Origin of the sequence: Pseudomonas silensiensis (assembly GCF_050434865.1) — a bacterium.
Taxonomy (GTDB): Bacteria; Pseudomonadota; Gammaproteobacteria; order Pseudomonadales; family Pseudomonadaceae; genus Aquipseudomonas; species Aquipseudomonas fluorescens_W.
In genome coordinates, this window is the sequence record NZ_JBNDJH010000030.1 from 32,635 (window position 1) to 59,054 (window position 26,420).

Genomic DNA, 26,420 nt, shown 5'->3' on the forward strand with positions numbered 1-26,420 from the left:
ATGGGACTTGTGCAACGCCAAGCAGGCGGTCAAACTCTCGCCACTTACGTTATAAGATTACATAACAAATTCTTCATTTTACTTTTCGGAGACCCTCCATGCGCCGTCTGCTTCTCGCTCTGCCGTTTGCCCTGTTGCCGCTGGCCGTCGCCCACGCGGCCGATGAACATGATCATGAGCAGGGCAGCCTCGGCGCTCACGAACATGGTGTCGGTCGCCTGAACGCAGCGCTGGACGGTCAGACCCTGGAGCTGGAACTGGAAAGCCCGGCGATGAACCTGGTGGGCTTCGAACACGCCGCCACCACCGACGCCGACAAAGCCAAAGTCGCCGCCGTTCGTGCGCAGCTTGAGAAACCGCTGGTGTTGTTCAACCTGCCGAAAGCCGCTGGTTGCGTGGTGGCGACGCAGGAACTGGAAAGCCCGTTGTTTGGCGACAAGCCCGATGCCGATGATGATCACGACGAAGATGCCAAAGATGGGCATCACCACGACCACAGCGAAATCCACGCGCATTACCAATTCAGTTGCTCGGCACCGGGCGCGCTGAAAAACCTGGACCTGGCGAACATCTTCAACACCTTCCCGGCAACCCAGAAGATTCAGGTACAACTGATCAGCCCGAGCGGGCAGCAAGGGGTTGAAGTGACGGCCAAGGCTGCCGCCCTGAAATTCTGACACTCTTATAGAAATTGGCTCACATGACCCAAGCACTCATCGAACTGTCCGACCTGGGCTTCAGTTGGCCCGGTCATCCGCCGCTGCTGGATATCCCGGCGTTTCGCCTGGAACCCGGGGAAACCCTGTTCCTCAAAGGCCCCAGCGGCAGTGGCAAGACCACTCTGCTCGGCCTGCTCGGCGGAGTGCAGAAGCCTGATCGCGGCAGCATCCGATTGCTCGGCCAGGAACTGACCGAACTCGGTGCTGGCGCTCGCGACCGCTTCCGGGTCGATCACACCGGCTACATCTTCCAGCAGTTCAACTTGCTGCCGTTTCTCTCGGTACGCGAAAACGTCGAGTTGCCCTGCCACTTTTCCAAACTGCGCGCGGAACGGGCGATCCAGCGCCACGGCAGCGTCGATCAGGCGGCGGCCACCCTCCTCGCCCACTTGGGTCTGAAGGATGAAAGCATCCTCAGTCGTCGCGCCGATTCGCTGTCCATCGGTCAGCAGCAACGGGTTGCCGCTGCGCGCGCGTTGATCGGTCAGCCTGAATTGGTGATCGCCGACGAACCGACCTCGGCCCTGGATTACGACGCTCGCGAGAACTTCCTTCGCTTGCTGTTCGCCGAATGCCGCGAAGCCGGGTCGAGCCTGCTGTTTGTCAGCCATGACCAGAGCCTGGCACCGCTGTTCGATCGCCACCTGTCGCTGGCCGATCTCAATCGCGCCGCCACCCCGTCCGAGGTTTGAGATGTATTTGTTTCGTCTAGCCATGGCCAGCCTGGCTAACCGCCGCTTCACCGCGATCCTCACCGCGTTCGCCATTGCCTTGTCGGTCTGCCTGCTGTTGGCCGTGGAACGGGTGCGCACCGAAGCCAAAGCCAGTTTCGCCAGCACCATCAGCGGCACCGACCTGATCGTCGGCGCACGTTCCGGTTCGGTGAACCTGTTGCTGTACTCGGTGTTCCGCATCGGCAACGCCACCAACAACATCCGTTGGGACAGCTTCGAACACTTCGCCAACAACCCGAAAGTGAAGTGGGCGATCCCGATGTCCCTCGGCGACTCCCATCGCGGTTACCGCGTGATGGGCACCACCGAGGCATACTTCGAGCACTATCAGTACGGTCATCAGCAACACCTGGAACTGGCCGACGGCCGCGCCTTCGCCACCGATCCGTTTGAAGTCGTACTCGGTGCCGAAGTGGCCGACGCGCTGCACTACAAACTCGGCGACAAACTGGTGCTGGCCCACGGCGTGGCAGTGATCAGCCTGGTCAAGCACGACGACAAGCCGTTCACCGTGGTCGGCATTCTCAAACGCACCGGCACCCCGGTGGACCGCACGCTGCACATCAGCCTCGGCGGCATGGAAGCGATTCACATCGACTGGCACAACGGCGTGCCGGCGCGCGGCAACGGTCGGATCAGTGCCGATCAGGCACGCAACATGGACCTGACGCCGCAAGCGATCACCGCCTTCATGCTCGGCCTCAACAGCAAGATTTCGACCTTCGCGCTGCAGCGTGAGATCAATGAATTTCGCGGTGAACCGATGCTGGCGATCCTGCCGGGCGTGGCGCTGCAAGAGCTGTGGAGTTTGATGAGCACGGCGGAAAAAGCCTTGTTCGTGGTCTCGCTGTTCGTGGTGCTGACCGGGTTGATCGGCATGCTCACGGCGATCCTCACCAGCCTCAACGAACGCCGTCGGGAGATGGCGATTCTGCGTTCGGTAGGTGCCCGGCCGTGGCACATCGCGACGTTGCTGGTGCTGGAGGCGTTTGCCCTGGCGCTGTCTGGCGTGATTGCCGGGGTGGCGCTTTTGTATGTGGGCATCGCCTTGGCCCAAGGTTATGTGCAAGCCAATTACGGCTTGTACCTGCCGCTCGCCTGGCCGAGCGAATATGAATGGACGCTGCTCGGCGGCATCCTGATCGCCGCGTTACTGATGGGCAGCGTGCCGGCCTGGCGCGCGTATCGCCAATCCCTGGCCGATGGCCTGTCGATCCGTTTATGAGGACGTTGAACATGCCCCGTGCCGTGCTTGCGCTGTTGATGCTGGTCGCCTTGCCCCTGTGGGCGGCCGAGCCGAAAGACCTGACCTGGTCGGAAATGATCCCGCCGGACGCTGCACCGGAAGTGCCGAACATGACGCCACTGCACGACCTGTCGCAGATGGGCAACGCGTTGGCCGCCGAATCGGCGCCAGCGGCCAAGCAAGACATGCCCAATGCACCGGTGGTGAAAAGCCTCAACGGTCAGCACATTCGGCTGCCGGGCTACATCGTGCCGCTGGAAGTGAGTGAAGAAGGTCGTACCACGGAGTTTCTGCTGGTGCCGTATTTCGGCGCCTGCATCCACGTGCCGCCACCGCCGTCGAACCAGATCGTGCACGTCAAAAGCGAGGTGGGTGTGAAGCTCGACGAGTTGTATCAGCCGTACTGGATCGAGGGTGCGCTGCAGGTCAAGGCATCCAGCAGCGAATTGGCTGATGCGGGGTATCAGATGGAGGCCGACAAGATCTATGTGTATGAGCTGCCGGAGTGAATGACGCCCCCATCACTGTTTCATTGAGCTGAGTCAAAAGACCGTACCAGACGGCTCCGTACCATTGGACATCGAACATTTTTAACGTCCTTTGGAGCCCTCCATGCACAAGTCTTTGCTCAGCGCTTCGCTGTTTGCCCTCGCGCTCGCAGCACCGTTAGCCTACGCCCACGAAGCCGGCGATATCATCGTTCGTGCCGGTGCAATCACCGTCAACCCGAAAGCCGACAGCTCCAGCGTAAAGGTTGATCAAGGTCCGCTGAAGGGTGCCGATCTGGGTGGCAAGGCCACCATGAGCAGCGACACGCAACTGGGTCTGAACTTCGCTTACATGCTCAACAGCCACTGGGGGATCGAGCTGCTGGCGGCCTCGCCGTTCGAGCATGACGTGAAGCTCAAAGGCACCGCTCTCGGCGCGGCCAATGGCAAACTCGGTTCGCTGAAACACCTGCCACCGACGCTGAGCATTGTGTACTACCCACTGGACGGCAAGTCCGCGTTCCAGCCGTATGTCGGTGCCGGTATCAACTACACCTGGATCTACGACGAGCACGTTGGCAGCGAAGCCAGCGCCAACGGCTTCAGCAACTTCAAGGCGGATAACTCCTGGGGTATGGCGTTCCAGGTCGGCGCCGACTACATGCTGACCGACAGCATCATGATCAACGCCCAGGTGCGCTACATCGACATCGACACCACCGCGACGGTGCAAAATAACGCGGTGGCGCAGGGCACTCGCGCCAAGGTCGATGTGGACGTAGACCCGTTCATCTACATGGTTGGCCTGGGTTACAAGTTCTAAAAGTGCCGCACAAAAAAAGGCGCCTCGAAAGGCGCCTTTTTCATGGCTGCAAAAACCTCAGCGCCCCAACAACCGCGCCAGGCCGACACTCATCGGTGTCTGCTCAGGGTAGGTAAAGCGCTCCAGCAAACGCTGATTGTTCGCTCGCGAGTGGCGGATGTCACCGGAGCGCGCCGGGCCATAGCTCACCGGCGGCAATTGACCGACCACCGCTTCAAGGGCTTCAAGCATTTGCTTGAGGGTCGTGGCCTGGTTCCAGCCGACGTTCACCGCGCCGACTTCGACCTGCGGTTTCTCGATCGCTTGCACCAGCAAGTCGACCAGGTCTTCGACGTAGACGAAATCGCGAGTCTGCTCACCGTCACCGAACACAGTGATCGGCAGGCCCTTCTGCGCGCGCTCGCTGAAAATGCTGATCACCCCGGAGTACGGCGAGGACGGATCCTGGCGCGGGCCGAAGATGTTGAAGAAGCGGAAAATCACCGGCTCCAGACCATGCTGGCGGCGGTAGAAATCGAAGTAATGCTCGCTCGCCAATTTGTCCGAAGCGTAAGGCGTCAACGGCGCCTTTGGCGTGTCTTCGTCGATCGACTCGCCTTCGCCATTGTTGCCGTAGACCGCTGCGCTGGACGCGTACAGCACGCGTTTGACGCCGCTCTGGCGCATGGCTTCGCAGACATTCAGCGAGCCAATGAAATTGCTCTGGTGCGTCTTCACCGGATCATCCACCGACGCTTGCACCGACGCCACTGCGGCCAGGTGCGCCACAGCGCTGCAACCGACCATCGCCTGCGCGACCAGCGCGGCATCGGCCACATCACCCACGATCAGTTCGACGCCGGGATTGTCCAGCGGCAAGTTGCTGCGTTTGCCGGTGGAGAGGTCATCGAGAATGCGCACCGAATGGCCCTTGGCGAGTAAGGCATCGGTGAGGTGCGAACCAATGAAACCGGCGCCGCCGGTGATTAAAACAGGGCCGTCAGCCATGGCGATAAAACCTATCCAGTAAGCCCGGGAGTGCCGCACGCCAGGCGCGGGGCTTGATCCCGAAAGTGTGCAGAATTTTCTTGCAGGCCAGCACCGCGTGTTGCGGCTCTTCGGCAGCGTCGGGCCGGGCGGCGTGAGCCTGGGCGGTCGGCGCTTCGATGGCGAGCGGATGCAGCGCGCGTGCTTCGCTGAGGATCGCTTGCCCAAGCGCCAGCGGCGTGGTCGCCTCATGCCCGGCATAATGGTAGGTACCCCACAGCGGCGCCGAGCAATCGAGTTGCTTGAGGACCGAGATGATGACCCGCGCGGCGTCATCCACCGGCGTCGGATTGCCCCGACGGTCATCGGCCATCAGCAATTCTTCAGGCAGTTCGGCGCGACCGAGGAAACGCCCGAGGGTGCCGTCGGGGCTGTCATCCAGCAGCCAGCCGAATCGCAGCAACACGTGTTGCGGGCAGGTGGCGCGCACGCTTTGTTCGATCCGCCACAAAGCCTGACCGCGCAGGCCCAAGGGCAGCGGTTCGTCTTTTTCGCTGTAGGCCGTCGCCCGGGAACCATCGAACACACGATAGCTCGACGGTTGCAGCAGCACGATGTTGTGATGCTGGCACAGTTCGGCCAGACGCTCGATCGCCCGTTCCTGCCCGGCCAGACGCTGTTCGCTGACCGTCTCCGCCTGAAACCAGTCGAAGTAATAGGCGAGGTTGATCAACGCGTCCGGACGGGTGTCGTCGAGCAGTTGCGTCAGGCTCGCGGCGTCCCAGCCGTCTTGCGGTGGGCGGGGGGCGAGGAAGCCGATGTCTTCCTCCGCACCGAGGCGAATCAGCGCCTGCCCAAGGGCATTTCCGCCGCCCAGTAACATAAGGCGCATTCGCATAGAGTCAGCAGGCCCAGTCTGATTGAAACAATGGCTTTATCGACACCGCTCGCGGGCGATGCCGTCGATAGTTGCCGGAATCGTTGCATTTTGCGGGTTTAGTGCGCAACCGTCATCCGTAAAGTGTAGATCGTGGGGATTTGTGGCGCGGCTACTGGCCTCATCGCGGGCAAGCCCGCTCCCACAGAGTTCTATGTTGTCCACAAATTTTGTATTCACAGAAGATCCCTGTGGGAGCGGGCTTGCCCGCGAAGGGGCCCTGGAGACCAGCGAAGGTCTTGAGCGGTACTTGCAACTTCCCCGGCTCACCCGCATAAATTGCTGCATGAATCTGCCAATCCCGACGGACAGCGCCCTGGCAGGCTTCCACCCCGCCGTCAGCGCCTGGTTCAGCAGCACCTTCCCGACGGTCACCGCCGCCCAGGCCCGGGCGTGGCCGTTGATCCGCCAGCACCGTTCGACCCTGGTCGCCGCACCCACGGGCTCCGGCAAGACCCTCACCGCGTTCCTCGCGGTCATCGACGACCTGGTCCACCGCGCAATGGCCAACGGCGGTCATCTGCCGGACGAAACCCTGGTGGTCTACGTTTCGCCGCTCAAGGCCCTGTCCAACGACATCCAGATCAACCTGCAAGACCCGCTGGCCGGCATCACCGAGCAGTTACGCGCGATGGGCCTGCCGCAATTGCAGATCAACACCGCCGTGCGCACCGGCGATACCCCGCAAAAAGACCGCTCGGCGATGCGCAAGACCGCACCACACATTCTGGTGACCACCCCGGAATCCCTTTACGTGCTGCTCGGTTCCGACTCCGGCCGACAAATGCTCAGCACTGCCCGCACGGTGATCGTCGACGAAATTCACGCGATCGCCGCCAGCAAGCGCGGCAGTCATCTCGCTTTGAGCCTCGAGCGGCTGCAAGCGTTGTGCCCGCAACCGCTGATGCGGATTGGCCTGTCTGCCACGCAAAAACCCATTGAAGCCGTCTCGCAGTTTCTGGTTGGCCGTGATCGCGCGTGCGAAATCATCGACATCGGCCACGCCCGCCCGCGGGATCTGGACATCGAAGTACCGCCCGTGCCTTTGTCGGCGGTGATGGCCAACGACATCTGGGAACTGGTCTATGACCGCCTCGCCGCCCTCGCCCGCGAACACCGCACCACCCTGATTTTCGTCAACACCCGACGCCTCGCCGAACGCCTGAGCCGTCACTTGAGCGAGCGTCTCGGCAAAGCAGCCGTCGCCGCCCACCACGGCAGTCTGGCCAAGGAGTTTCGTCTCGACGCCGAACAGCGGCTCAAGCGCGGCGACCTGCAAGTGCTGATCGCCACGGCGTCCCTGGAACTGGGGATCGATATCGGCGATGTCGACCTGGTCTGCCAGATTGCTTCGCCGCGTTCGATTGCCGGGTTTCTGCAACGAGTCGGCCGCTCCGGGCACCAGGTGGGTGGCACGCCCAAGGGCCGTTTGTTCGCCACCACCCGCGACGATCTGATCGAATGCGCCGCCCTGCTCGACTGTGTGCGTCGCGGCGAACTCGACACGCTGCTGATCCCCAAGGCACCGCTGGATGTACTCGCGCAACAAATCATCGCCGAGGTCAGTTGCCAGGAATGGCAGGAGCAGGCGTTGCTGGAGATGTTCCGCAACGCCTCGCCGTACAGCGAACTCGACGAAAAACACTATCAAGCGCTGTTGCAGATGCTCGCCGAAGGCTACAACGGTCGCCTGGGCATCCGCAGCGCTTACCTGCACCGCGACGCGGTGACCCGCACCCTGCGCGGTCGCCGGGGCGCCAAGCTGACGGCCGTGACCAGCGGCGGGACGATCCCGGACAACGCCGACTACAGCGTTTTACTCGAACCCCAAGGGCTGAACATCGGCAGCGTCAACGAAGACTTTGCGGTGGAAAGCATCGCCGGGGATGTCTTCCAATTGGGCAACACCTCCTACCGTATTCTGCGGGTCGAAACCGGCAAGGTCCGGGTCGAAGATGCCCAGGGCCAACCGCCGACCATTCCATTCTGGCTCGGCGAAGCGCCGGGGCGCAGCGCTGAACTGTCGTTCGCCGTGGCCCGCCTGCAAGCGCAACTCGATGAGCTGCTCGGCGCTACACCCGGTCACTTGCAGCCCGCGACCGACTGGCTGACCGACACCCTCGGCCTGAACCTGGCCAGTGCCGAACAATTGGTCGATTACCTGGCCCGTGCGCGCCTGACCCTCGGCGCCCTGCCGTCACAAGACACGCTGATGATGGAGCGGTTTTTCGACGAGTCCGGCGGCACGCAATTGATCATCCACACGCCGTTCGGCAGCCGCATCAACCGTGCCTGGGGCCTGGCTCTGCGCAAGCGTTTCTGCCGCACCTTCAATTTTGAATTGCAGGCCGCCGCCAGCGAAGACGCCATCGTCCTGTCGCTGTCCACCAGCCACAGTTTCGAACTCGATGATGTCTGGCGCTATTTGCACAGCAACAGCGCCGAGCACACCCTGATTCAAGCCGTGCTCGATGCGCCGCTGTTCGGCGTGCGTTGGCGCTGGAATGCCGGGGTCGCTCTGGCGCTGCCGCGCTACAGTGGCGGACGCAAAGTCCCGCCGCAGATCCAGCGGATGAAAAGCGAAGACCTGATCGCCAGCGTATTTCCCGATCAGATTGCGTGCGTGGAAAACCTCGCCGGCGAACGGGAAATTCCCGACCATCCACTGGTGGAACAAACCCTCGACGATTGCCTGCACGAGGCCATGGACAGCGAAGGCTGGCTGGCGTTGTTGCGGCGCATGGAACGTGGCGACATCCGCCTGATCAGCCGCGACCTGCCGGCGCCCTCGCCGCTGGCAGCGGAAATTCTCAGCGCCCGCCCCTACACTTTTCTCGACGATGCACCGCTGGAAGAGCGCCGCACTCAAGCGGTACTCAACCGCCGCTGGAGCGATCCGCAGTCCACCGACGACCTCGGTGCGCTGGATGCGGACGCGATTCAAGCCGTGCGCGAGGAAGCCTGGCCAACGCCGACTGGCGTCGATGAAATGCATGAAGCGTTGATGAGCCTCGCGTGCATCACCGACGCCGAAGCCCAGGCCCATCCCGACTGGCTCGATTGGCTGAAGGCCCTGGCCGACAGCGGTCGCGCCAGCCGCTTGCAAGTCGATGTCGGCCAAGCGCTGTGGTTGGCGCTGGAGCGGCTGACTTGCCTGAACTCGATTTATCCACAAGCGATTTTGCAGCCACCGTTGGAGGCTTTGCCCGGGTTCGATGAAGTCTGGACGGCGGACGAAGCGGTGCTGGAAGTGATTCGTGCGCGGCTCAGCGCGTTCGGTCCGTTGCCGCTGAACACGATTGCCGAACCGCTCGGTTTACCGGCGACTCAAGTCACCCAGGCGTTGGCGCAACTGGAGCGCGAAGGCTATGTGCTGCGCGGCCAATTCACGCCCGGCACGGCTGAGGAAGAATGGTGCGAACGGCATTTGCTGGCGCGGATTCACCGCTACACCGTCAAGCGTCTGCGGCGGGAAATCGAGCCCGTGGCGTTGCAGGATTTCATGCGTTTCCTGTTCGACTGGCAACATCTGTCCACCGCGACCCAGGGTCAGGGCAGCGCGGTGTTGCCCGCGATAGTCGGTCAGTTCGAAGGCTACCCCGCCGCCGCTTCAGCCTGGGACAGCGATATTTTGCCGGCGCGAATAAAAGACTATTCGGCGAGTTGGCTGGATGACCTGTGTCGCAGCGGCAAACTGGTCTGGACTCGCCTGACCGCACGCAACAAGAGCGCCAGCACGGCGCTGCGCAGCACGCCGATTCTGCTGCTGCCGCGCAGTCAGGTCGGGTTGTGGAGCGGGTTGACCGAGCAGACGCCGGTCAACGAACTGTCGCCCAAGACGCAAAAAGTCTACGAAGCCCTGAGCCAACACGGTGCGTTGTTTTTCGATGAGCTGACTCACGAAGCCCACCTGCTGCGCTCGGAGCTGGAAATCGCCTTGCAGGAATTGGTCGGCGCCGGGCTGGTGAACGCCGACAGTTTCGCCGGTCTGCGGGCGCTGATCACCCCGGCCAGCAAACGCCAGAATCGCAGCAGCCGACGCGGGCGCGGAGCGTTTGTTGGCGGGATGGACGATGCCGGGCGCTGGGCCTTGCTGCGACGCGGCGCGCAAGCTCCGCTTGTGGATAACAAACGTCCGGCACCGACGCCGACCGACACCCTTGAACATATCGCCATGACCTTGCTGCGACGCTACGGCGTGGTGTTCTGGCGCTTGCTGGAACGTGAAGCGGATTGGTTGCCGAGCTGGCGGGAATTGCTGCGCACTTTCCATCGGCTGGAAGCGCGCGGCGAGATTCGCGGCGGGCGGTTTGTCAGTGGCTTGGCCGGTGAGCAGTTTGCATTGCCCGAGGCCATACCGTTGCTGCGCGAGGTGCGGCGACGGCCGCATGACGGGAGTTTGATTGCCGTGTGCGGGGTTGATCCGCTGAACCTCGCCGGGACGCTTTTACCGGGTGCAAAAGTACCGGCGCTGGCGAGCAATCGATTGGTGTATCGCGATGGTCTTCCGGCCGCCGCCGAGATCGCCGGCAAGCAGATTTTCTGGCTGGTGCTGGATCAGCAGGCCAGTACTGATGTCCGTAGCAAACTGATCCAACACCGATAACCAGACGCCACAGGTATCCGCGTGTTTACTGCGTTCTCGGCTGATCCGGCAGGAACACCGATGAATGCTCCGATGCAAGCTCATTGCTTTGCGGCGACTCAACAGCCTGTCTGGGCATCAACACCTGCTGTGGATAAGTTTGCGCGAAATGCACCCACGGGCTGTTATCCACAAGCTTTTTCAAACGCTGGTTGAATGCGCGACTCACCGCATATTGCCCACCCGACACAGTGCGGAACTGTGCCGTCAGCACCACGCCGTTGAGGTCCATCTTGTCGACACCAAAGACATCCAGCGGCCCTTGCAGGTTGTACTTGAGGAACGCATCGTCGCGGATGGAATCCCCGGCCTCGCGGATCAACTCGATAGCCTTGTCGACATCGGTGTCGTAGGTGAACTGCACCGAGAAAAATGCATAGGCGAATTGCCGTGATTGATTGGTCACGGCCTTGATCTGACCGAACGGCACCGAGTGCACAAACCCCTTGCCGTCGCGCAGGCGCAAGGTGCGGATGGTCAAGCCTTCGACGGTGCCGGCGTGGCCAGAGTCGAGCACCACCCAATCGCCAATCGACAATGTGTCTTCGATGATGATGAACAACCCGGTGATCACGTCCTGCACCAGTTGCTGGGAACCGAAACCGATGGCCAGCCCCACGACACCGGCACCGGCCAGAAAAGGTGCAACGTTGATCCCCAGATTAGCCATGGTGGTGATCGCGCAGATCACCACCAGGATGATTTTGATCGCGTTGCGCAGCAGCGGCAGGATGGTTTTGATCCGGGTACTGGGCTGGCGCGCCGAGCGTTTGCTGACGGGTGGTTTCAGGGCTTCCTGAATCGCCGTGTCCAACACCACCCAGACCATCCAGGTCACCAGGAAAATCAAACCGATACGGCTCAGGGAATCGCTGATCGCCCGGCCGACCGAATTGCTCACTGCAAACTCGAACAACGACACGCCCCAGATGCGCCCCAGGACATCGATGAACACAATCGCCAGGGCGATGCGCAGCAACGCGTGCGAAAGGCTGAGAAAGCGTTCTTTGTAGGCACTGCTGCGGCGCACGGACAACTCACTGCGCGACTTGAACAGGTGATGCAGCGACGTGCTGAGAAACACCGTCGCAATCAGCAACACCGTAGTAAACAACGCACAGCGCAGTACTTTCTGGTTGTCATCGCCGATGCCGATCAGGTTGATCACCGACACCAGCACCATCAACAGAATCGGCCAGTACCAGAGCCCGGAAAAGATCCGCAGCATTTCACGCAAGGCCGGCTGACTGAGGCGCTGGGCCAACGGCAAAATGCGGATCAGATGGGCGACTGGACGGCGCATTTTGAACACCAGAAGGCCGAAGGCGATCGAAGCCGCCATCCCGGTGAACACCGCGATACTGCTGGTGAGATTACCGCCGAGCAGGCGGGCGATCTGCGGACTGGTCAAGGCGTCGCTCAGGGCCACGAGGAAGCCGATGACAAAGAGCGGTCGTGGGCTGCACTGACGAATAATCTGCACCGCCCTGCGCTTGTGGCCGGCGTTGAACACCACCACCAGCGACAACAGCAACGACGCGGCAAAAATGCCGCTGCTGGTGGCATAGGCGAAACACAATGCCAGCGCCCGGCCGGCGGACACTTGCAAGAAATGGCTGACATACAGCGTCAGTGGCAGGCTGATCAGCGCCGGAATCGTGTAGGGCAACACATAACCCAGTAAAGCCTGACCGCGCTCGCGAGTGAGCAGCAGGCGGTTCTGACACAGGCGTTTGGTGAGCAACCCTCCCAGCAGCCAGAGCAGTGCAAAGACGCCAATCCACACACCGGACAACAGCAGGAAATCCCCCGCCACGCTCCAGCTCGAGCGGGACGACCGATGATTGACCAGTTGATCCACCTCAACCGCTGCCCGGTCTGCACGCAGACGCCAGGCGTCCAGCAGGTCCTCGTTGAGATCGAGTTTTCCCTGGACTTCCTCAATGCTCGAACTGATGGCACCCAGCAAACCACCCTGTACCAGCGGTTCGGGGTGGGCCAGCGGTGTCGTGGCGGTGGCCGCCGCCGGCACACCCGGTAGTGCGGCAGCCTCCAGCTCGTTGCTGCCCAGAATCAGCAACGCCCCCAGTAGTATCGCGGTCTTGAACTTGAACAAACGCGGCGCTCCTGCAAATGGGTCTGTAAGGAACTGATCGGGAAAGTGTAGGCAAGTTCGGTTATTGGGTGAAATCAAGGGCCACCCCTCACCCCAGCCCTCTCCCTAAGGGAGAGGGAGCCTACCGAGGTGTTCTTGGAGCTACGTCGACCTGAAACATCGAGTCGAACTCAGGTTTTGAAAACAACACAAATCTGCTCCCTTTCCCCCTCGCCCCCCTTGGGGGGAGAGGGCTGGGGTGAGGGGGGCGCTTTTGATCTTTGCGCACAAAGCAAATATCAAATGTCCATCCCTGTATTTTTCTACATAACCCAAACCCCGACACTGCGCTCCATCAATCAATCCACCGGAGTTGCAGCCATGCCCATTGCCTTGCTCGCGCTGACCCTCAGCGCCTTCGCCATCGGGACGACCGAGTTCGTCATCGTTGGCCTGTTACCCACCATCGGCGCCGACCTCGGCGTCAGCCTGCCGTCCGCCGGCCTGCTGGTCAGCCTCTACGCATTGGGCGTTGCCATCGGCGCCCCGGTGCTGACCGCCCTCACCGGCAAAGTCCCGCGCAAAATGCTGCTGTTGTCGCTGATGGTGCTGTTCACCCTCGGCAACCTGCTGGCCTGGAAAGCGCCGAGTTACGAGTCGCTGGTCATTGCGCGGATCGTCACCGGCCTGGCCCACGGGGTGTTCTTCTCGATTGGTTCGACCATCGCCACCAGCCTCGTGCCGAAGGAAAAAGCCGCCAGCGCGATTGCCATCATGTTCACCGGCCTGACGGTGGCACTGGTTACCGGCGTGCCACTGGGGACGTTCATTGGTCAGCATTTCGGCTGGCGTGAAACCTTCCTCGCGGTGTCTGCACTGGGCGTGATCGCGTTCATCGGCAGCCTGCTTTACGTGCCGAAAAACATTGCCCACAGCAAACCGGCTTCACTGTTGCAGCAATTGCAGGTGCTCAAGCAGCCCCGTCTGCTGCTGGTGTACGCCATGACCGCGGTCGGTTACGGCGGCTCGTTCATCGCGTTCACCTTCCTGGCACCGATTCTCCAGGACATTTCCGGCTTCAGCGCCAGCACCGTCAGCCTGGTGTTGCTGGTCTACGGCATCTCGGTGGCCGTCGGTAACATTTGGGGCGGCAAACTGGCGGATAAACGCGGCCCGATCAGCGCCCTGAAAATCATCTTCGCTTTGCTCGCTGCGGTGTTGTTCGTACTGACCTTTACCGCCGGCAACCCATGGCTGGCCCTGGCCACCGTGCTGCTCTGGGGTGCGGTTGCGTTCGGCAACGTGCCGGGCCTACAGGTTTACGTGGTGCGTCAGGCCGAACATCACACCCCGCATGCGGTGGACGTGGCGTCGGGCCTGAACATCGCCGCGTTCAACCTCGGCATTGCCGGTGGCGCGTGGGGCGGTGGCTTGATCGTTGCCCATATGGGCCTGATTCACACCGCGTGGATTGGTGGCCTGGTGGTGCTTGTCGCGTTGGCGCTGACCGCGTGGAGCGGGCGTCTTGACCGGTTGGGTCCGGTGTATGCCGAACCTGCTGAAGGCTCGACCCGCATCGTCGCCGGTCACTGATAAATAGGCTGCGACCTTTGCTTTACCGTCCGTAGTCCCGTCGAAACTTTCTCGCTCGCCCCGCAGTCATCAAAAGACAGGGGCAGTCCGAGAAGCATTAGACGGGAGGCGACATGGCGGCGATCCATATCGGTATTTCAGGCTGGCGCTACACGCCCTGGCGGGGGGATTTCTACCCAAAGGGGCTGACCCACAAGCGCGAATTGCAATTCGCCTCACGGGCGGTCAACAGCATCGAAATCAATGGATCGTTTTACGCCCTGCAACGGCCCGAACGTTATGCCCAGTGGTACGCCGAAACCCCGAGGGGCTTCGTTTTCAGCGTCAAAGCCCCGCGTTTCATCACCCACATCAGACGACTGCGGGACGTCCATAAACCCCTGGCGAATTTCTTTGCGTCCGGGGTGCTGGAACTCAAAGAAAAACTCGGCCCGATCCTCTGGCAATTTCCGCCCAACTTCAAATTCGATGCCGAGCTGTTCGAGACTTTTCTGGAGCAGTTGCCGCACAACACCGAAGAGGCCGCCGCCCTCGCCCACCAGCATGATTCGCACGTGAACGGTCACGCCAGCCTGCACGCCTACGGAAAAAAGCCTTTGCGCCATGCCGTAGAAATCAGAAACGAGAGTTTCGTCGACCCCGCCTTCATCCGCCTGCTCAAACGCCACAATGCCGCGCTGGTTATCGCCGACACCGCCGGTAAATGGCCGTACCGCGAAGACCTCACCAGCGACTTCGTTTACCTGCGCCTGCACGGTGCCGAAGAGCTCTATGCCAGCGGTTACACCCCCGAGGCACTGAAACGCTGGGGTGACCGGATCGAAGCCTGGTACCACGGCCAGCAACCGCCCGACCCACACCTGATCGCCCCCCGGCAAAAGCCCAAGGCGCGCAAGTCCCGTGAGGTGTTTTGCTACTTCGACAACGACATCAAAGTCCGCGCGCCCTTCGATGCCCGTCGCTTGCTGGAGCGCTTTCATCTGGATAAAGACCTCGCCACCCGTCCCGGTGAACTGGCCCCCGAAGGAGTGCTGCCATGAGCATTTCCGAACCGATCGGCACCACCGACGAACAGCAACCCATCATCACCTCCGTGCACCGCTTCACCGTGCTGACGGTCAACACGCACAAGGGGTTCACCGCGCTCAACCGGCGTTTCATCCTGCCGGAACTGCGCGAAGCGGTGCGCAGTGTGTCCGCCGACGTGGTGTTTTTGCAGGAAGTCCACGGCACCCACGAGCATCACCCCCAGCGCTACAGCAATTGGCCGGCGATGCCGCAATACGAATTCCTCGCCGACACGCTGTGGCCGCAGTTCGCCTATGGGCGTAACGCGGTTTATCCGGCGGGCGATCACGGCAATGCGTTGCTGTCGAAATTCCAGATCATTCGCCACGACAACCTCGACGTTTCCATCAGCGGTCACGAGAACCGCGGCATCCTGCATTGCGTGCTGCGCCTGCCCGGTGACGGCCAGGAAGTGCATGCCATTTGTGTGCATCTAGGCCTTCACGAAACCCACCGGACCGAACAACTCAAGTTGCTGGCCCAGCGCCTCGAAGAACTGCCCAGCGATGCCCCGGTGATCGTTGCCGGTGACTTCAACGACTGGCGCCAGCGCGCCGATGCACTGCTCAACCCCTGCGGTTTGCGGGAGGTTTTCGCCGAACTCCACGGCAAACCGGCGCGCAGTTTTCCAGCGCGTTTGCCAGCGTTGCGCCTTGACCGCATCTACGTGCGCAACCTCAAGGCCAGCCAACCACAAGTGCTGGCCGCGCGGCCCTGGTCACACCTTTCCGACCACGTACCGCTGTCGGTGGAGATCGAGCTATGAGCAGCTCATCGATGGATAAAACCAACGTGGAGCACTTATCCACAACCCCGCCGATCCGTGAACCGGGCGTGGTCGACGTCGAATATGGCTGGCAAGGCAACAACCGCGTAGAGCTGCTGGAAAACGGCGAAGCGTATTTCCCTCGGGTGTTCGAGGCCATGCGTCAGGCGAAGACTGAAATCCTGCTGGAAACCTTCATTGTGTTTGAGGACAAGGTCGGTGATGAGCTGCAAGAAGTCCTGATCGCCGCCGCTCAACGCGGCGTGCGGATTACCGCCAATCTCGATGGCTTTGGCTGCGGTGAACTGAGCACGGGATACCTCGCCGCCCTGAGCGAGGCCGGCGTGCGCATTCAGATTTTCGACCCGGCGCCCAAACGTCTGGGGATCCGCACCAACTGGTTCCGCCGCCTGCACCGCAAGATTGTAGTGGTCGACGGCACGATCGCGTTCATCGGCGGCATCAACTTTTCTGCCGACCATCTGGCTGACTTCGGCCCTGAGGCCAAGCAGGATTATTCCGTTGAAGTGCAAGGCCCGGCGGTGGCCGACATCCATCACTTCGCCTTGCTGCAATGCGGTCGCCCGGCTCACGCCAAATATTGGTGGCAACGACGCAGGCAACGGCGCTCGGAACTGGCGTTCACCGATCATGACGGCCAGGTTCGCCTGGTGTACCGCGACAACGGCGAGCATCCGACCGACATCGAAGAGGTTTACCGGCAGGTGCTGCGCAGTGCCCAGCGCCGGGTAGTGATCGCCAATGCCTACTTCTTTCCGGGCTATCGCCTGCTGCGCGAGATCCGTAACGCGGCGCGCCGTGGCGTCGATGTGCGACTGATCCTGCAAGGTCAGCCCGACATGCTGGTGGCCAAACTCGCCGCGCGCATGACCTATGACTACCTGCTCAAATCCGGTGTGCAGATTCACGAATATTGCGAGCGTCCACTGCACGGCAAAGTCGCGCTGGTGGATGAGGACTGGAGCACCGTCGGCTCCAGCAACCTCGACCCTTTGAGTCTGTCGATGAACCTGGAAGCCAATGTGTTGATCCGCGATCGCACCTTCAACCGCGACCTGTTCGAGCGCCTCGAAGACCTGAGTAACAACCATTGCAAGGCCATGTCCGCAGAAAAGTCCCCGCGCGGTCGGGTCTGGCACATGACCGTCGGCTTTCTGGTGTTTCACTTTCTGCGGCACTTCCCGGCCTGGGCCGGTTGGTTGCCGGCGCATAAACCGCGCCTGAAACCGTTTACCCATTCCGCCGGGAGTGACACCTGATGAGCCACTCTGAGACACAACCGGCGACCCACGCCGAAACAACGGACAAATCCCGCTGGAGCCGCTGGAAACGGCCGCTGACAATGCTGTTTTTCCTGGCGCTGATCGTGCTGTTCACGATGCTTGCCCAGCGCCTCGAATGGGATGAAGTGTTCGACAACCTCGCCGATTTCAAGGTGCGCACGCTGATCATCGCGTCCGGTCTGACCGTGCTGAGTTTTCTGGTCTACGCCTGCTTCGACCTGATCGGCCGTACCTACATTCGCCAGGACCTGACGTGGAAGCAGATCCTGCCGGTGGGGATTATCAGCTACGCCTTCAACCTCAACCTGAGTGCCTGGGTCGGCGGTATTGCCATGCGTTATCGGCTGTATTCGCGACTCGGGGTGAGCAAGGGCAACATCGCGAAAATTCTCGGGCTGAGCCTCGCGACAAACTGGTTCGGTTACATGGTGATTGCCGGTGCAGTATTCAGCAGCGGCCTGGTGCGAATGCCGCCAGGCTGGAAGCTGAGCAGCGATGCGCTGCAAGGCGTGGGCGTGTTGCTGCTGCTGGTGAGCGCGGGGTACCTGGCAGCGTGTCAGTTTTCCAAGCGGCGGGAGTGGGCGATACGTGGGGTGGAAATCAACCTGCCGTCCCTGCGCATGGCGGTGCTGCAACTGGCCCTCGGGGCGCTGAACTGGGCGCTGATGGCGGCGGTGATTTTCACCTTGCTGCCGAGCAAGCTGGATTACCCGCTGGTGCTCGGGGTGTTGCTGATCAGCGCGATTGCCGGCGTCATCACGCACATCCCCGCAGGGCTTGGCGTGCTGGAAGCCGTATTCGTGGCGCTGCTGCAACATGAAGTGTCCCGAGGCAGCCTGGTGGCCGGATTGCTGGCGTATCGGGCGATTTATTTCATCTTGCCGCTACTGATTACCTTGGTGATGTACCTGATCGTGGAAGCCAAGGCCAAGTCGTTGCGGATCTCGAAAAATCCCCGAGATTAGAAGGCTGCGACGTTTTCACGATGACTGAATAATGCTCAACCGCTCGCCCACCACCATCTCGGTGATCCAGCTCACCAGAATCGAGGTGTATGCCTGTTGCGAAACAGGTTCGCTCAAGGCGTGATCGGCGCCGTCGATAATCCGGTGGGTCAGCGAGTGGGTCTGCTGACAGGCTGCGCGGTAGCTCATGATCGTCGCGTGGGGCACATAGTCGTCGGTCTCTGATTCGACCAGCAGCACATCCCCAGTGAACTGCGAACAGGCATGCAGCGCACGATTGCTGTCGGCGCGGACTAACGTGCTGCGGTAATCGCGTAAATCGAGCTTGTCCAGGTCACGTTTGGGCGTGTGCCATTGATCATCGCGATACAGCGCCGGCACCCGCAGCGCCAACCAGCGCACCGGGCGCAACGAGGTCAGGATCGAGGCCAGGTAACCGCCATAACTGGTGCCGACCACGGCAATCGCCGATGTATCGAGCGCCGGGTGTGCGAGCAAGCGGTCATACGCCGCCAGCAGGTCGCGCAGGTTGTCTTCGCGTGTGACTCGACTTAGCGCAATACCGGCCCCGCCGGTGTGTCCGCGCAAGTCGAACGTCAGGCACACGCACCCCAAACCGGCGATACCTTTGGCCCGCTCCAGGTCCCGCTCCTGACTGCCGCCCCAACCGTGCACAAAGAGCACGCCGGGGACTTTCGATTTGGGACTGAGAAAGGTCCCGACCATCTGTTCATCGTCGATGTCGATTTGAATGGTTTCGCTTCTAGCCGTCATAGGATTTAACCGTTACGTACTTGAGGAGAAAGTCACTGTTTTGCGCCGGCCCGCGATACACCTCGATGGCGTCCGCCGGCAACGGCTGGTCGATGTAGGTCTCGACCGACGACACGCGAATCGCGCGCATCCCGGGGTCGTTGACGAAGCTCTGCAACGCGGCAACTTCAGCGCTGCTGGCACCGCCCATCCGCCAGGATTGTTCGAGCACGCCGCTGCGCTTTTTGCCGTTACTGTCCACGCCTTGGGCGATGTCGTAGTTGCGCCGTGAGGCGTAGAAACCGGGATAAGCCTCATCCGCGGCACGGTCGAACACTTGCGCCTGACGGATCGCCAGCTGCACATCGTCCGGTATTTCCAGTTCGAGCAAATCGTCGTAATGACCCCGCACGACCAGCAGGTTGGACCCTCCATAAACCTGCTCGCCCTGACCGTCTTCGGTCAAGTACTGATCACCGCAATAACTCAGCACCGTGTCGCCGATAAAACTCTGACCGACGCTGTGGGTGATCACCTGGTCCAGGTCCTGTTCCAGCACCACACCTTCGGTGAACAGCGCTTTGGCCTCGGGTCTGGCGAGGATGGCATCGAACTGGTCGAGGCTTTTGATCACTTCCTGACCGCGTCCGGCGCAGGCATGAATCGGCTTGATGCGGATCGGGCCGCTGTAGAGCAGATGCTCCGCCGCAGGACGCGCATCGTCCATGGAAAAAACACTGAGGCCGTCGAGCACCACGCTGCGCACGCGTTCGGAAAACAACGGTGACCAGCCTTCCGGTGCATGAGCATCTTTGTTGCGCAATCCGTGGCTGATGGCTTTGGTGCAGATGAAATCATGGTCGACATAACCGCCCCACAAATCCTCCGGCCCTTTAACGCCTAATTGCCGGGCGGCAGCGACGCCCACAAGCGTCTGGGTCGGCAACAGATACAGGTCTCGCCCGTTGTGCAATTCGGGGTCGTAACTGCCGCCGTATTTAAGCCCCAGGATCTGCGCCAGCCAACGGGCCAGCGCACGATTGGTTTCCACTTCGTGCAGCGGAGCCTCGGGGCGCACGGAGTGGGCGACCACCAGTTTCTTGCGATTTGCCGGGGTCATGCGTCCCCCTCAATCTGCGCTTGATGAATGTAGTAGAAGGGGTGCAGAGATCAGGCCAAGGGGGCCAAAAGACAAACGTTTTTCAAATCAGCCCGTTACGAAAAACATGATGGCACCCTGCCTGTTTGATTCTGCACGACAAGGGCTTCAACTCTGGCATTTTGCACGACTGACGCTCATCCCTGACTCGCTCCAACCCCAAACCGTGTCCGGTAATCACTTGGCGCCAACCCGGTAATCTTCTTGAACGTCGCCCGGAAGGCACTCGGGTCCTGATAACCCACCGTCCAGGCAATGTGATCGATGGTGCCGTTGGTGAACTCCAGCATTTCCCGGGCCTTGCCGACCCGCAGGTGCTGGCAGTACTCAGTGGGTTTGAGCCCGGTTGCCGCGCGAAATCGACGCAGGAACGTGCGCTCTTCCAGCCCTGCCCGCTCGGCCATCGTCGCTACCGACACATCGGTCGCTCCGGTGCTCTGCAGCCAATGCTGGACCTTGAGAATCGAGGCATCGCCATGGCTGAGAATCGGTGAAAAATTGCTGCCGCATTCACTCGCGCTGTCGCTGTGTTCCACCACCAGAAACCGCGCGGTGCTGGTGGCGATGCTTGGCCCCAGCAGGCGGTTGACCAGGCGCAAGCCCAGTTCGGACCAGGCCATCAGCCCGGCGGTCGTGATCAGGTCGCCGTCGTCAACGATGGGAGTGTCAACCTTGAGCTTGATCGCCGGGTAACGCTCGGCGAAGGCTTTGGCCGAGGTCCAGTGGGTGGTGGCGCTGCGACCGTCGAGCAGGCCGCTCTCGGCCAACAGAATCGACCCCACACAAACCCCGCCGAGTGTCGCGCCATTGGCGTGTTGCTGACGCAGCCAGCGAAACAGCGCCTGCGGTGCCTGGCCTTCGGAAAAACCGGCAATCGACGGCGGGATCAACACCGCCACCAAAGCACCGTCCGCAGCGGGATGACTGTCGTAGACCCGCTCGGGCGTCTGTTCGCCATCAACCTGCCAATGGCTGACCCGCAGCAACGGCAACTGCGCCGCCTGATGCTCGGCGGCAATCCGGTTCGCCACTCCGAACAAGTCGGTCAATCCATGCACCGCCGCCATCTGCGCACCGGGATAGATCAGCACGCCCAACTCGGCGATTGGCCTTTCTGCGTCCATTGTCAGTTTTCCCCCTTCTATTGTCGGTGCGGCCAATCCTCGGAAGGCCTGCCAGACCCAATACTTCATTCCACACCAACAAGCACTTCGAGGAAACAGTCATGGCCAAGCAAGCACTCATCGTAGTCGATATCCAAAATGACTACTTCCCCCAAGGCAAGTGGCCGCTGGTCGGCGCCGATGCCGCCGCGGACAACGCCGTTCGTCTGCTCAAAGCCTTCCGCGATGCGGGGGATTCGGTGGTACACATCCGCCACGAATTCACCTCCGACGAAGCCCCTTTCTTCACCCCGGGTTCGGAAGGCGCGAAGCTGCACCCCAAAGTCCTGAATCGCGCCGATGAGCCGGTCGTGCTCAAGCACTTCGTCAACTCGTTCCGTGAAACACAACTGAAATCGATCCTCGACGAACAAGGCATCAAGGAATTGGTGGTGGTCGGCAGCATGAGCCACATGTGCGTCGACGGCATTACCCGCGCAGCCGCCGACATGGGTTACGCCGTCACCGTCATTCACGACGCCTGTGCCTCCCGTGACCTGGAGTTCAACGGCCTCACCGTTCCGGCCGCCCACGTTCACGCCGCCTTCATGTCGGCCCTGGGTTTTGCCTATGCCAGCGTAGTGTCCACCGACGAGTTCCTGGCAGCGCAACACTGATCAACGCTTTTGCATCCGACGCGCCCGAAACAAAGAAGGCCAGTCACGCGCGCACGTGACTGGCCTTTTTTCTGAGACTTACGGCCGAAAAGCCGGATAATGGCGGCCAAATCGTCTAGCCGTTATTCTGGTAATCCCCCATGGAAATCAAGGTCAACTTTCTCGACAACCTTCGACTTGAAGCCAAGTTCGACGACTTCACGGTGGTGGCCGATCAACCTATCCGCTACAAGGGCGATGGCTCGGCACCGGGTCCGTTCGACTACTTCCTGGCTTCGTCGGCGTTGTGTGCGGCGTATTTCGTGAAGCTCTACTGCGACACTCGCAGTATTCCCACCGAAAACATCCGCCTGTCGCAGAACAACATTGTTGATCCGGAAAACCGCTACAACCAGATTTTCAAGATCCAGGTCGAGTTGCCGGCGGATATTTCCGATAAGGACCGCCAGGGCATCCTGCGTTCCATCGACCGCTGTACCGTGAAAAAAGTGGTCCAGGCCGGGCCTGAGTTTGTGATCGAAGAGGTGGAAAACCTCGACGCCGATGCCCAAGCGTTGCTGATGCCTGCTTCTGCCTCAGAGGCGAGCACCTATATTGCGGGCAAGGATCTGCCGCTGGAGCAGACCATCGCCAATATGTCGGCCATTCTGGCGGACCTGGGCATGAAGATTGAAATCGCCTCGTGGCGCAATATCGTTCCCAACGTGTGGTCGCTGCATATCCGCGATGCGCATTCGCCAATGTGTTTTACCAACGGCAAGGGCGCAACCAAGGAAGGCGCGCTGGCGTCGGCGTTGGGCGAGTTTATCGAGCGACTCAACTGCAACTTCTTCTACAACGATCAGTTCTGGGGCGAAGAGATCGCCAACGCGCCGTTTGTGCATTACCCGGACGAACGCTGGTTCAAGCCTGGCCGTAAAGATGAACTGCCGACCGAAATCCTCGACGCGTACTGCCTGAAGATTTACAACCGCGACGGCGAGTTGCGTGGCTCCCACCTGATCGACACCAACTCGGGCAATGAAGAGCGCGGCATCTGCTCGCTGCCATACGTGCGCCAGTCGGACGGCGAAGTGGTGTATTTCCCGTCCAACCTGATTGAAAACCTGTTCCTGAGCAACGGCATGAGTGCCGGCAACACGCTGGCTGAAGCTCAGGTGCAATGCCTGTCGGAGATCTTCGAGCGTGCGGTAAAACGCGAAATCATCGAAGGTGAATTTGCACTGCCGGATGTGCCCGCCGATGTGCTGGCGAAGTACCCCGGGATACTGGCCGGTATTCAGGCGCTGGAAGAGCAAGGGTTCCCCGTATTGGTGAAGGATGCATCCCTGGGTGGTGAATTCCCGGTGATGTGCGTCACATTGATGAACCCGCGTACCGGCGGTGTGTTCGCCTCGTTCGGCGCGCACCCGAGCCTGGAAGTGGCGCTGGAGCGCAGCCTGACCGAACTGCTCCAGGGCCGCAGCTTCGAAGGCCTCAACGACTTGCCCCAGCCGACGTTTGAAGGCCATGCGGTGACCGAGCCGAATAATTTCGTCGAGCACTTCATCGATTCCAGCGGCGTGGTGTCGTGGCGCTTCTTCAGCTCCAAGTCCGATTACGAATTCGTGGAGTGGGACTTCTCCGGCCAAGGTGAAAACTCGAATACCGACGAAGCTGCGACCTTGTTCGGCATTCTCAAAGGCATGGGCAAAGAAGTGTACATGGCGGTCTACGAGCATATCGGCGCGACGGCCTGCCGCATCCTGGTGCCGGACTATTCGGAAATCTATCCGGTAGACGATCTGATCTGGGACAACACCAACAAAGCACTGTTCTTCCGCGACGACATCCTGAACCTGCATCGCCTGGACGACGACGAACTGCAAGCGCTGGTTGAGCGCCTGGTGGAAAGTGAGCTGGATGACTACACCGACATCACCTCCCTGATCGGCATCGAATTTGACGACAATACGGCCTGGGGTCAGCTGACGATCCTGGAGTTGAAGCTGCTGATTTATCTCGCCTTGCAGCAATTTGAAGAGGCGAAAGAGGCAGTGGAGATGTTCCTGCAGTACAACGACAACACGGTTGAGCGCGGCTTGTTCTACCAAGCCGTCAACGCGGTGCTGGAGATGAAGCTGGACGAAGACCTGGAACTGGAAGACTACGAGGCCAATTTCCGCCGGATGTTTGGCAACGAACGAATGGATGCAGTGATCGGCTCGGTTGAAGGCCGTGTGCGCTTCCATGGTTTGACGCCGACCAGCATCAAACTGGAAGGGCTCGACAGGCACTTGCGCTTGATCGAGAGCTACAAAAAACTGCATACCGCGCGGACCAACGTGACGACGCTATCCAGTTAACGGCGCCCACAAAAAAAGCGAAGCCTGATGGCTTCGCTTTTTTTTACTGACTGGATCGCTGCTTTTTAGAACGGGATATCGTCATCAAAGCTGTCGAAATCAGGAGCCGGCTGTGGAGCGGCTTGCTGTGGAGGCGGAGCCTGACGCGACTGTTGCGGAGCCGACTGCTGCGGACGCGGAGCCTGCTGGCGTGGGGCCGGGGCGGACTGCTGGTAGTTATTGCCCCCGCCTTGTTGGTCGCCCTGTTGTGGACGGCCGCCGAGCAGTTGCATGGTGCCTTGCATGTCGACCACGATTTCGGTGGTGTAACGCTTGATACCGTCTTTTTCCCACTCGCGGGTCTGCAGCTTGCCTTCGATGTAGACCTGCGAACCTTTACGCAGGTACTCGCCGGCGATCTCGGCAACTTTGCCGAACATCGACACACGGTGCCATTCGGTCTTCTCGACCTTCTGACCGGTTTGCTTGTCGGTCCACTGTTCGCTGGTCGCCAGACTCAGGTTGGTCACGGCGTTACCGTTAGGCAAGTAGCGAACTTCGGGATCCTGGCCGCAAGTGCCGACCAATATGACTTTGTTAACCCCACGGGCCATAACGTTCTCCTAGGCTACGCACGCTGCCTCGGCCGGGTTGTTCACCAGGCGCTCAAGGGTCGTGCGATCCAATAGTTCTGTGTCCAATTTGATGTAAATCGCCGCTTCATCAGCAACGATCACCGCATCTGTTACCCCTACGACGGCCTTCAGGCGCTCAACCAGACCCGCTTCGCGGATCGCCTCGGGCGACAACGGCAAGCGCAGGCTCGTGACATAAGGTGGTTCGCGCATGGTAACAGCAAAGGCCAGCCAGAGGGCAGCCAGGCCGGCGCATCCAAGGAATACAACCGACAGACCGCCATGCTGGAACAACCAGCCGCCGAGGATCCCGCCCAGTGCCGAACCGAGGAACTGACTGGTGGAATAAACCCCCATCGCCGTGCCTTTGCCGCCTGCTGGTGAAACCTTGCTGATCAGCGATGGCAACGAAGCTTCCAGCAGATTGAACGCAGTGAAGAACACCACCGTCCCGATCACCAGAGCCCGCAAGCTATCGCCGAACTGCCAGAAGAATAGCTCAGTGAGCATCAGCGTCAGCACCGCGCCCAATAAAACTCGTTTCATTTTGCGTTTCTTCTCGCCGTAGATAATGAACGGGATCATGGCGAAGAAGGAAATCAGCAGCGCAGTGAGGTAGACCCACCAGTGCTGCTCTTTAGGCAAACCGGCTTTTTCGACCAGCGCCAAAGGCAATGCAACGAAGCTCGACATCAACATCGCGTGCAACACAAAAATGCCCAGGTCCAGACGCAGCAGGTCTGGATGCTTGAGCGTCGGTATCAGCGCCTGGCGCGCAACGCCGGATTCACGGTGCTGCAACGGCCCGGTTGAGCGCGGCACCATGAACATCACGATCACGATGCCGAACAGCGCCATGCCGCCCGTGGCGAGGAACAACCCGGACAGGCCAAAGGCGCGGGTCAGCAACGGTCCTACAACCATGGCGACAGCGAACGACAGACCGATCGTCATACCGATCATGGCCATGGCCTTGGTCCGATGCTGTTCGCGGGTCAGGTCTGACAGCAACGCCATCACTGCCGCGGAAATCGCTCCGGCGCCTTGCAGGATTCGTCCGGCGATCACGCCCCAGATCGAGTCGGCATTGGCCGCCAGCACGCTACCGAGGGCGAAGACGATCAGCCCCAGGTAAATCACCGGGCGACGACCGATGCGGTCGGAAATAAAGCCGAAGGGAATTTGAAAGATCGCCTGGGTCAGGCCGTAAGCGCCAATCGCCAGCCCGATAAGGGCCGGGGTCGCTCCTGCCAGATCCATCCCATAGGTCGCCAGTACCGGCAACACCATGAACATGCCAAGCATACGGAAGGCGAACACCAGGGCCAGACCGCTTGCTGCGCGGGTCTCGCTGCCACTCATGCGTTCGCTGTGGGGATCGTGCATGGAAAAACCTCATGTGAACCGGCGGCGATTCTAC

The 26,420-nt window shown here is 60.8% G+C and carries 21 protein-coding genes; 13 read left to right on the plus strand and 8 right to left on the minus strand.

Going from position 1 to position 26,420, the window contains the following annotated elements:
* Positions 1-98 precede the first annotated feature (98 nt).
* From QF010_RS29965 to QF010_RS29985, 5 genes are all read left to right on the plus strand, one after another.
* Complete coding sequence (locus QF010_RS29965) at positions 99-677, plus strand: DUF2796 domain-containing protein (protein ID WP_429534529.1); 579 nt, start codon at positions 99-101, stop codon at positions 675-677.
* Between the two features lie 23 nt (positions 678-700).
* Positions 701-1,411, plus strand: coding sequence for an ABC transporter ATP-binding protein (locus QF010_RS29970; protein WP_033059437.1), 711 nt, complete (start codon positions 701-703; stop codon positions 1,409-1,411).
* Position 1,412: 1 nt separating this feature from the next.
* Positions 1,413-2,678: an ABC transporter permease gene (locus QF010_RS29975; RefSeq protein WP_024164579.1), complete on the plus strand. Its 1,266-nt coding sequence runs from the start codon at positions 1,413-1,415 to the stop codon at positions 2,676-2,678.
* An 11-nt stretch (positions 2,679-2,689) separates the two neighbouring features.
* Positions 2,690-3,208 carry a DUF3299 domain-containing protein gene (locus tag QF010_RS29980; protein ID WP_033059441.1) on the plus strand — a complete coding sequence of 173 codons (519 nt, stop codon included), beginning with the start codon at positions 2,690-2,692 and terminating at the stop codon, positions 3,206-3,208.
* Between the two features lie 103 nt (positions 3,209-3,311).
* The gene (locus QF010_RS29985) at positions 3,312-4,010 is read left to right on the plus strand and encodes an OmpW/AlkL family protein (RefSeq protein WP_429511793.1); all 699 of its coding nucleotides are present in this window, start codon (positions 3,312-3,314) and stop codon (positions 4,008-4,010) included.
* Positions 4,011-4,067: 57 nt separating this feature from the next.
* On the opposite strand, the gene QF010_RS29990 is transcribed toward QF010_RS29985, so the two are convergent.
* Together QF010_RS29990 and QF010_RS29995 are read right to left on the minus strand one after the other, a co-directional pair.
* Entirely contained in the window at positions 4,068-4,997 is a 930-nt protein-coding gene (locus QF010_RS29990; RefSeq protein WP_056743686.1) for an NAD-dependent epimerase/dehydratase family protein, read from the minus strand.
* On the minus strand, positions 4,990-5,874 hold the full coding sequence (locus QF010_RS29995) for a sugar nucleotide-binding protein (RefSeq protein WP_033059446.1): 885 nt from the start codon (positions 5,872-5,874) through the stop codon (positions 4,990-4,992). Before QF010_RS29995 ends, QF010_RS29990 begins: the two co-directional genes overlap by 8 nt.
* 325 nt (positions 5,875-6,199) lie before the next feature.
* Between QF010_RS29995 and QF010_RS30000 the strand changes: the two genes are divergently transcribed.
* Complete coding sequence (locus tag QF010_RS30000) at positions 6,200-10,519, plus strand: DEAD/DEAH box helicase (protein ID WP_429534530.1); 4,320 nt, start codon at positions 6,200-6,202, stop codon at positions 10,517-10,519.
* A 25-nt stretch (positions 10,520-10,544) separates the two neighbouring features.
* Here QF010_RS30000 and QF010_RS30005 read toward each other — a convergent pair whose 3' ends face one another.
* Positions 10,545-12,674 (minus strand): mechanosensitive ion channel family protein, encoded by a 2,130-nt coding sequence (locus tag QF010_RS30005; protein WP_429534531.1) that lies wholly within the window; start codon positions 12,672-12,674, stop codon positions 10,545-10,547.
* Between the two features lie 360 nt (positions 12,675-13,034).
* Here QF010_RS30005 and QF010_RS30010 point away from each other — a divergent pair, with 360 nt between their 5' ends.
* The 5 genes from QF010_RS30010 to QF010_RS30030 all read left to right on the plus strand — a co-directional run bounded on the left by QF010_RS30010 (position 13,035) and on the right by QF010_RS30030 (position 18,349).
* Positions 13,035-14,246, plus strand: a complete 1,212-nt coding sequence (locus QF010_RS30010; RefSeq protein WP_429534539.1) for an MFS transporter — start codon at positions 13,035-13,037, stop codon at positions 14,244-14,246.
* Positions 14,247-14,359: 113 nt separating this feature from the next.
* Positions 14,360-15,286, plus strand: a complete 927-nt coding sequence (locus QF010_RS30015; protein ID WP_429534532.1) for a DUF72 domain-containing protein — start codon at positions 14,360-14,362, stop codon at positions 15,284-15,286.
* Positions 15,283-16,080: an endonuclease/exonuclease/phosphatase family protein gene (locus QF010_RS30020; RefSeq protein ID WP_429511787.1), complete on the plus strand. Its 798-nt coding sequence runs from the start codon at positions 15,283-15,285 to the stop codon at positions 16,078-16,080. The genes QF010_RS30015 and QF010_RS30020 overlap by 4 nt, the downstream gene beginning before the upstream one ends.
* Positions 16,077-17,360, plus strand: coding sequence for a cardiolipin synthase ClsB (clsB, locus tag QF010_RS30025; protein WP_033059454.1), 1,284 nt, complete (start codon positions 16,077-16,079; stop codon positions 17,358-17,360). Before QF010_RS30020 ends, clsB begins: the two co-directional genes overlap by 4 nt.
* On the plus strand, positions 17,360-18,349 hold the full coding sequence (locus QF010_RS30030) for a lysylphosphatidylglycerol synthase domain-containing protein (RefSeq protein WP_429534533.1): 990 nt from the start codon (positions 17,360-17,362) through the stop codon (positions 18,347-18,349). Before clsB ends, QF010_RS30030 begins: the two co-directional genes overlap by 1 nt.
* A gap of 15 nt (positions 18,350-18,364) precedes the next feature.
* On the opposite strand, the gene QF010_RS30035 is transcribed toward QF010_RS30030, so the two are convergent.
* From QF010_RS30035 to QF010_RS30045, 3 genes are all read right to left on the minus strand, one after another.
* A complete protein-coding gene (locus tag QF010_RS30035; RefSeq protein WP_429534534.1) occupies positions 18,365-19,123 on the minus strand; it encodes an alpha/beta hydrolase family protein in 759 nt (252 codons plus the stop codon).
* A complete protein-coding gene (locus QF010_RS30040) occupies positions 19,113-20,222 on the minus strand; it encodes a DUF3182 family protein (protein WP_033059457.1) in 1,110 nt (369 codons plus the stop codon). The genes QF010_RS30035 and QF010_RS30040 overlap by 11 nt, the downstream gene beginning before the upstream one ends.
* A 176-nt stretch (positions 20,223-20,398) precedes the next feature.
* A complete protein-coding gene (locus tag QF010_RS30045) occupies positions 20,399-21,385 on the minus strand; it encodes a GlxA family transcriptional regulator (RefSeq protein ID WP_429534535.1) in 987 nt (328 codons plus the stop codon).
* A 101-nt stretch (positions 21,386-21,486) separates the two neighbouring features.
* Here QF010_RS30045 and QF010_RS30050 point away from each other — a divergent pair, with 101 nt between their 5' ends.
* Positions 21,487-22,041: a cysteine hydrolase family protein gene (locus QF010_RS30050; RefSeq protein WP_033059459.1), complete on the plus strand. Its 555-nt coding sequence runs from the start codon at positions 21,487-21,489 to the stop codon at positions 22,039-22,041.
* A 140-nt stretch (positions 22,042-22,181) separates the two neighbouring features.
* Positions 22,182-24,386, plus strand: coding sequence for an OsmC domain/YcaO domain-containing protein (locus QF010_RS30055; RefSeq protein WP_033059460.1), 2,205 nt, complete (start codon positions 22,182-22,184; stop codon positions 24,384-24,386).
* A gap of 65 nt (positions 24,387-24,451) precedes the next feature.
* Here QF010_RS30055 and QF010_RS30060 read toward each other — a convergent pair whose 3' ends face one another.
* Together QF010_RS30060 and QF010_RS30065 are read right to left on the minus strand one after the other, a co-directional pair.
* Positions 24,452-24,979 (minus strand): single-stranded DNA-binding protein, encoded by a 528-nt coding sequence (locus QF010_RS30060; RefSeq protein WP_010467282.1) that lies wholly within the window; start codon positions 24,977-24,979, stop codon positions 24,452-24,454.
* A gap of 9 nt (positions 24,980-24,988) precedes the next feature.
* Complete coding sequence (locus QF010_RS30065) at positions 24,989-26,386, minus strand: MFS transporter (RefSeq protein ID WP_046053254.1); 1,398 nt, start codon at positions 26,384-26,386, stop codon at positions 24,989-24,991.
* Between the last annotated feature and the right edge of the window lie 34 nt (positions 26,387-26,420).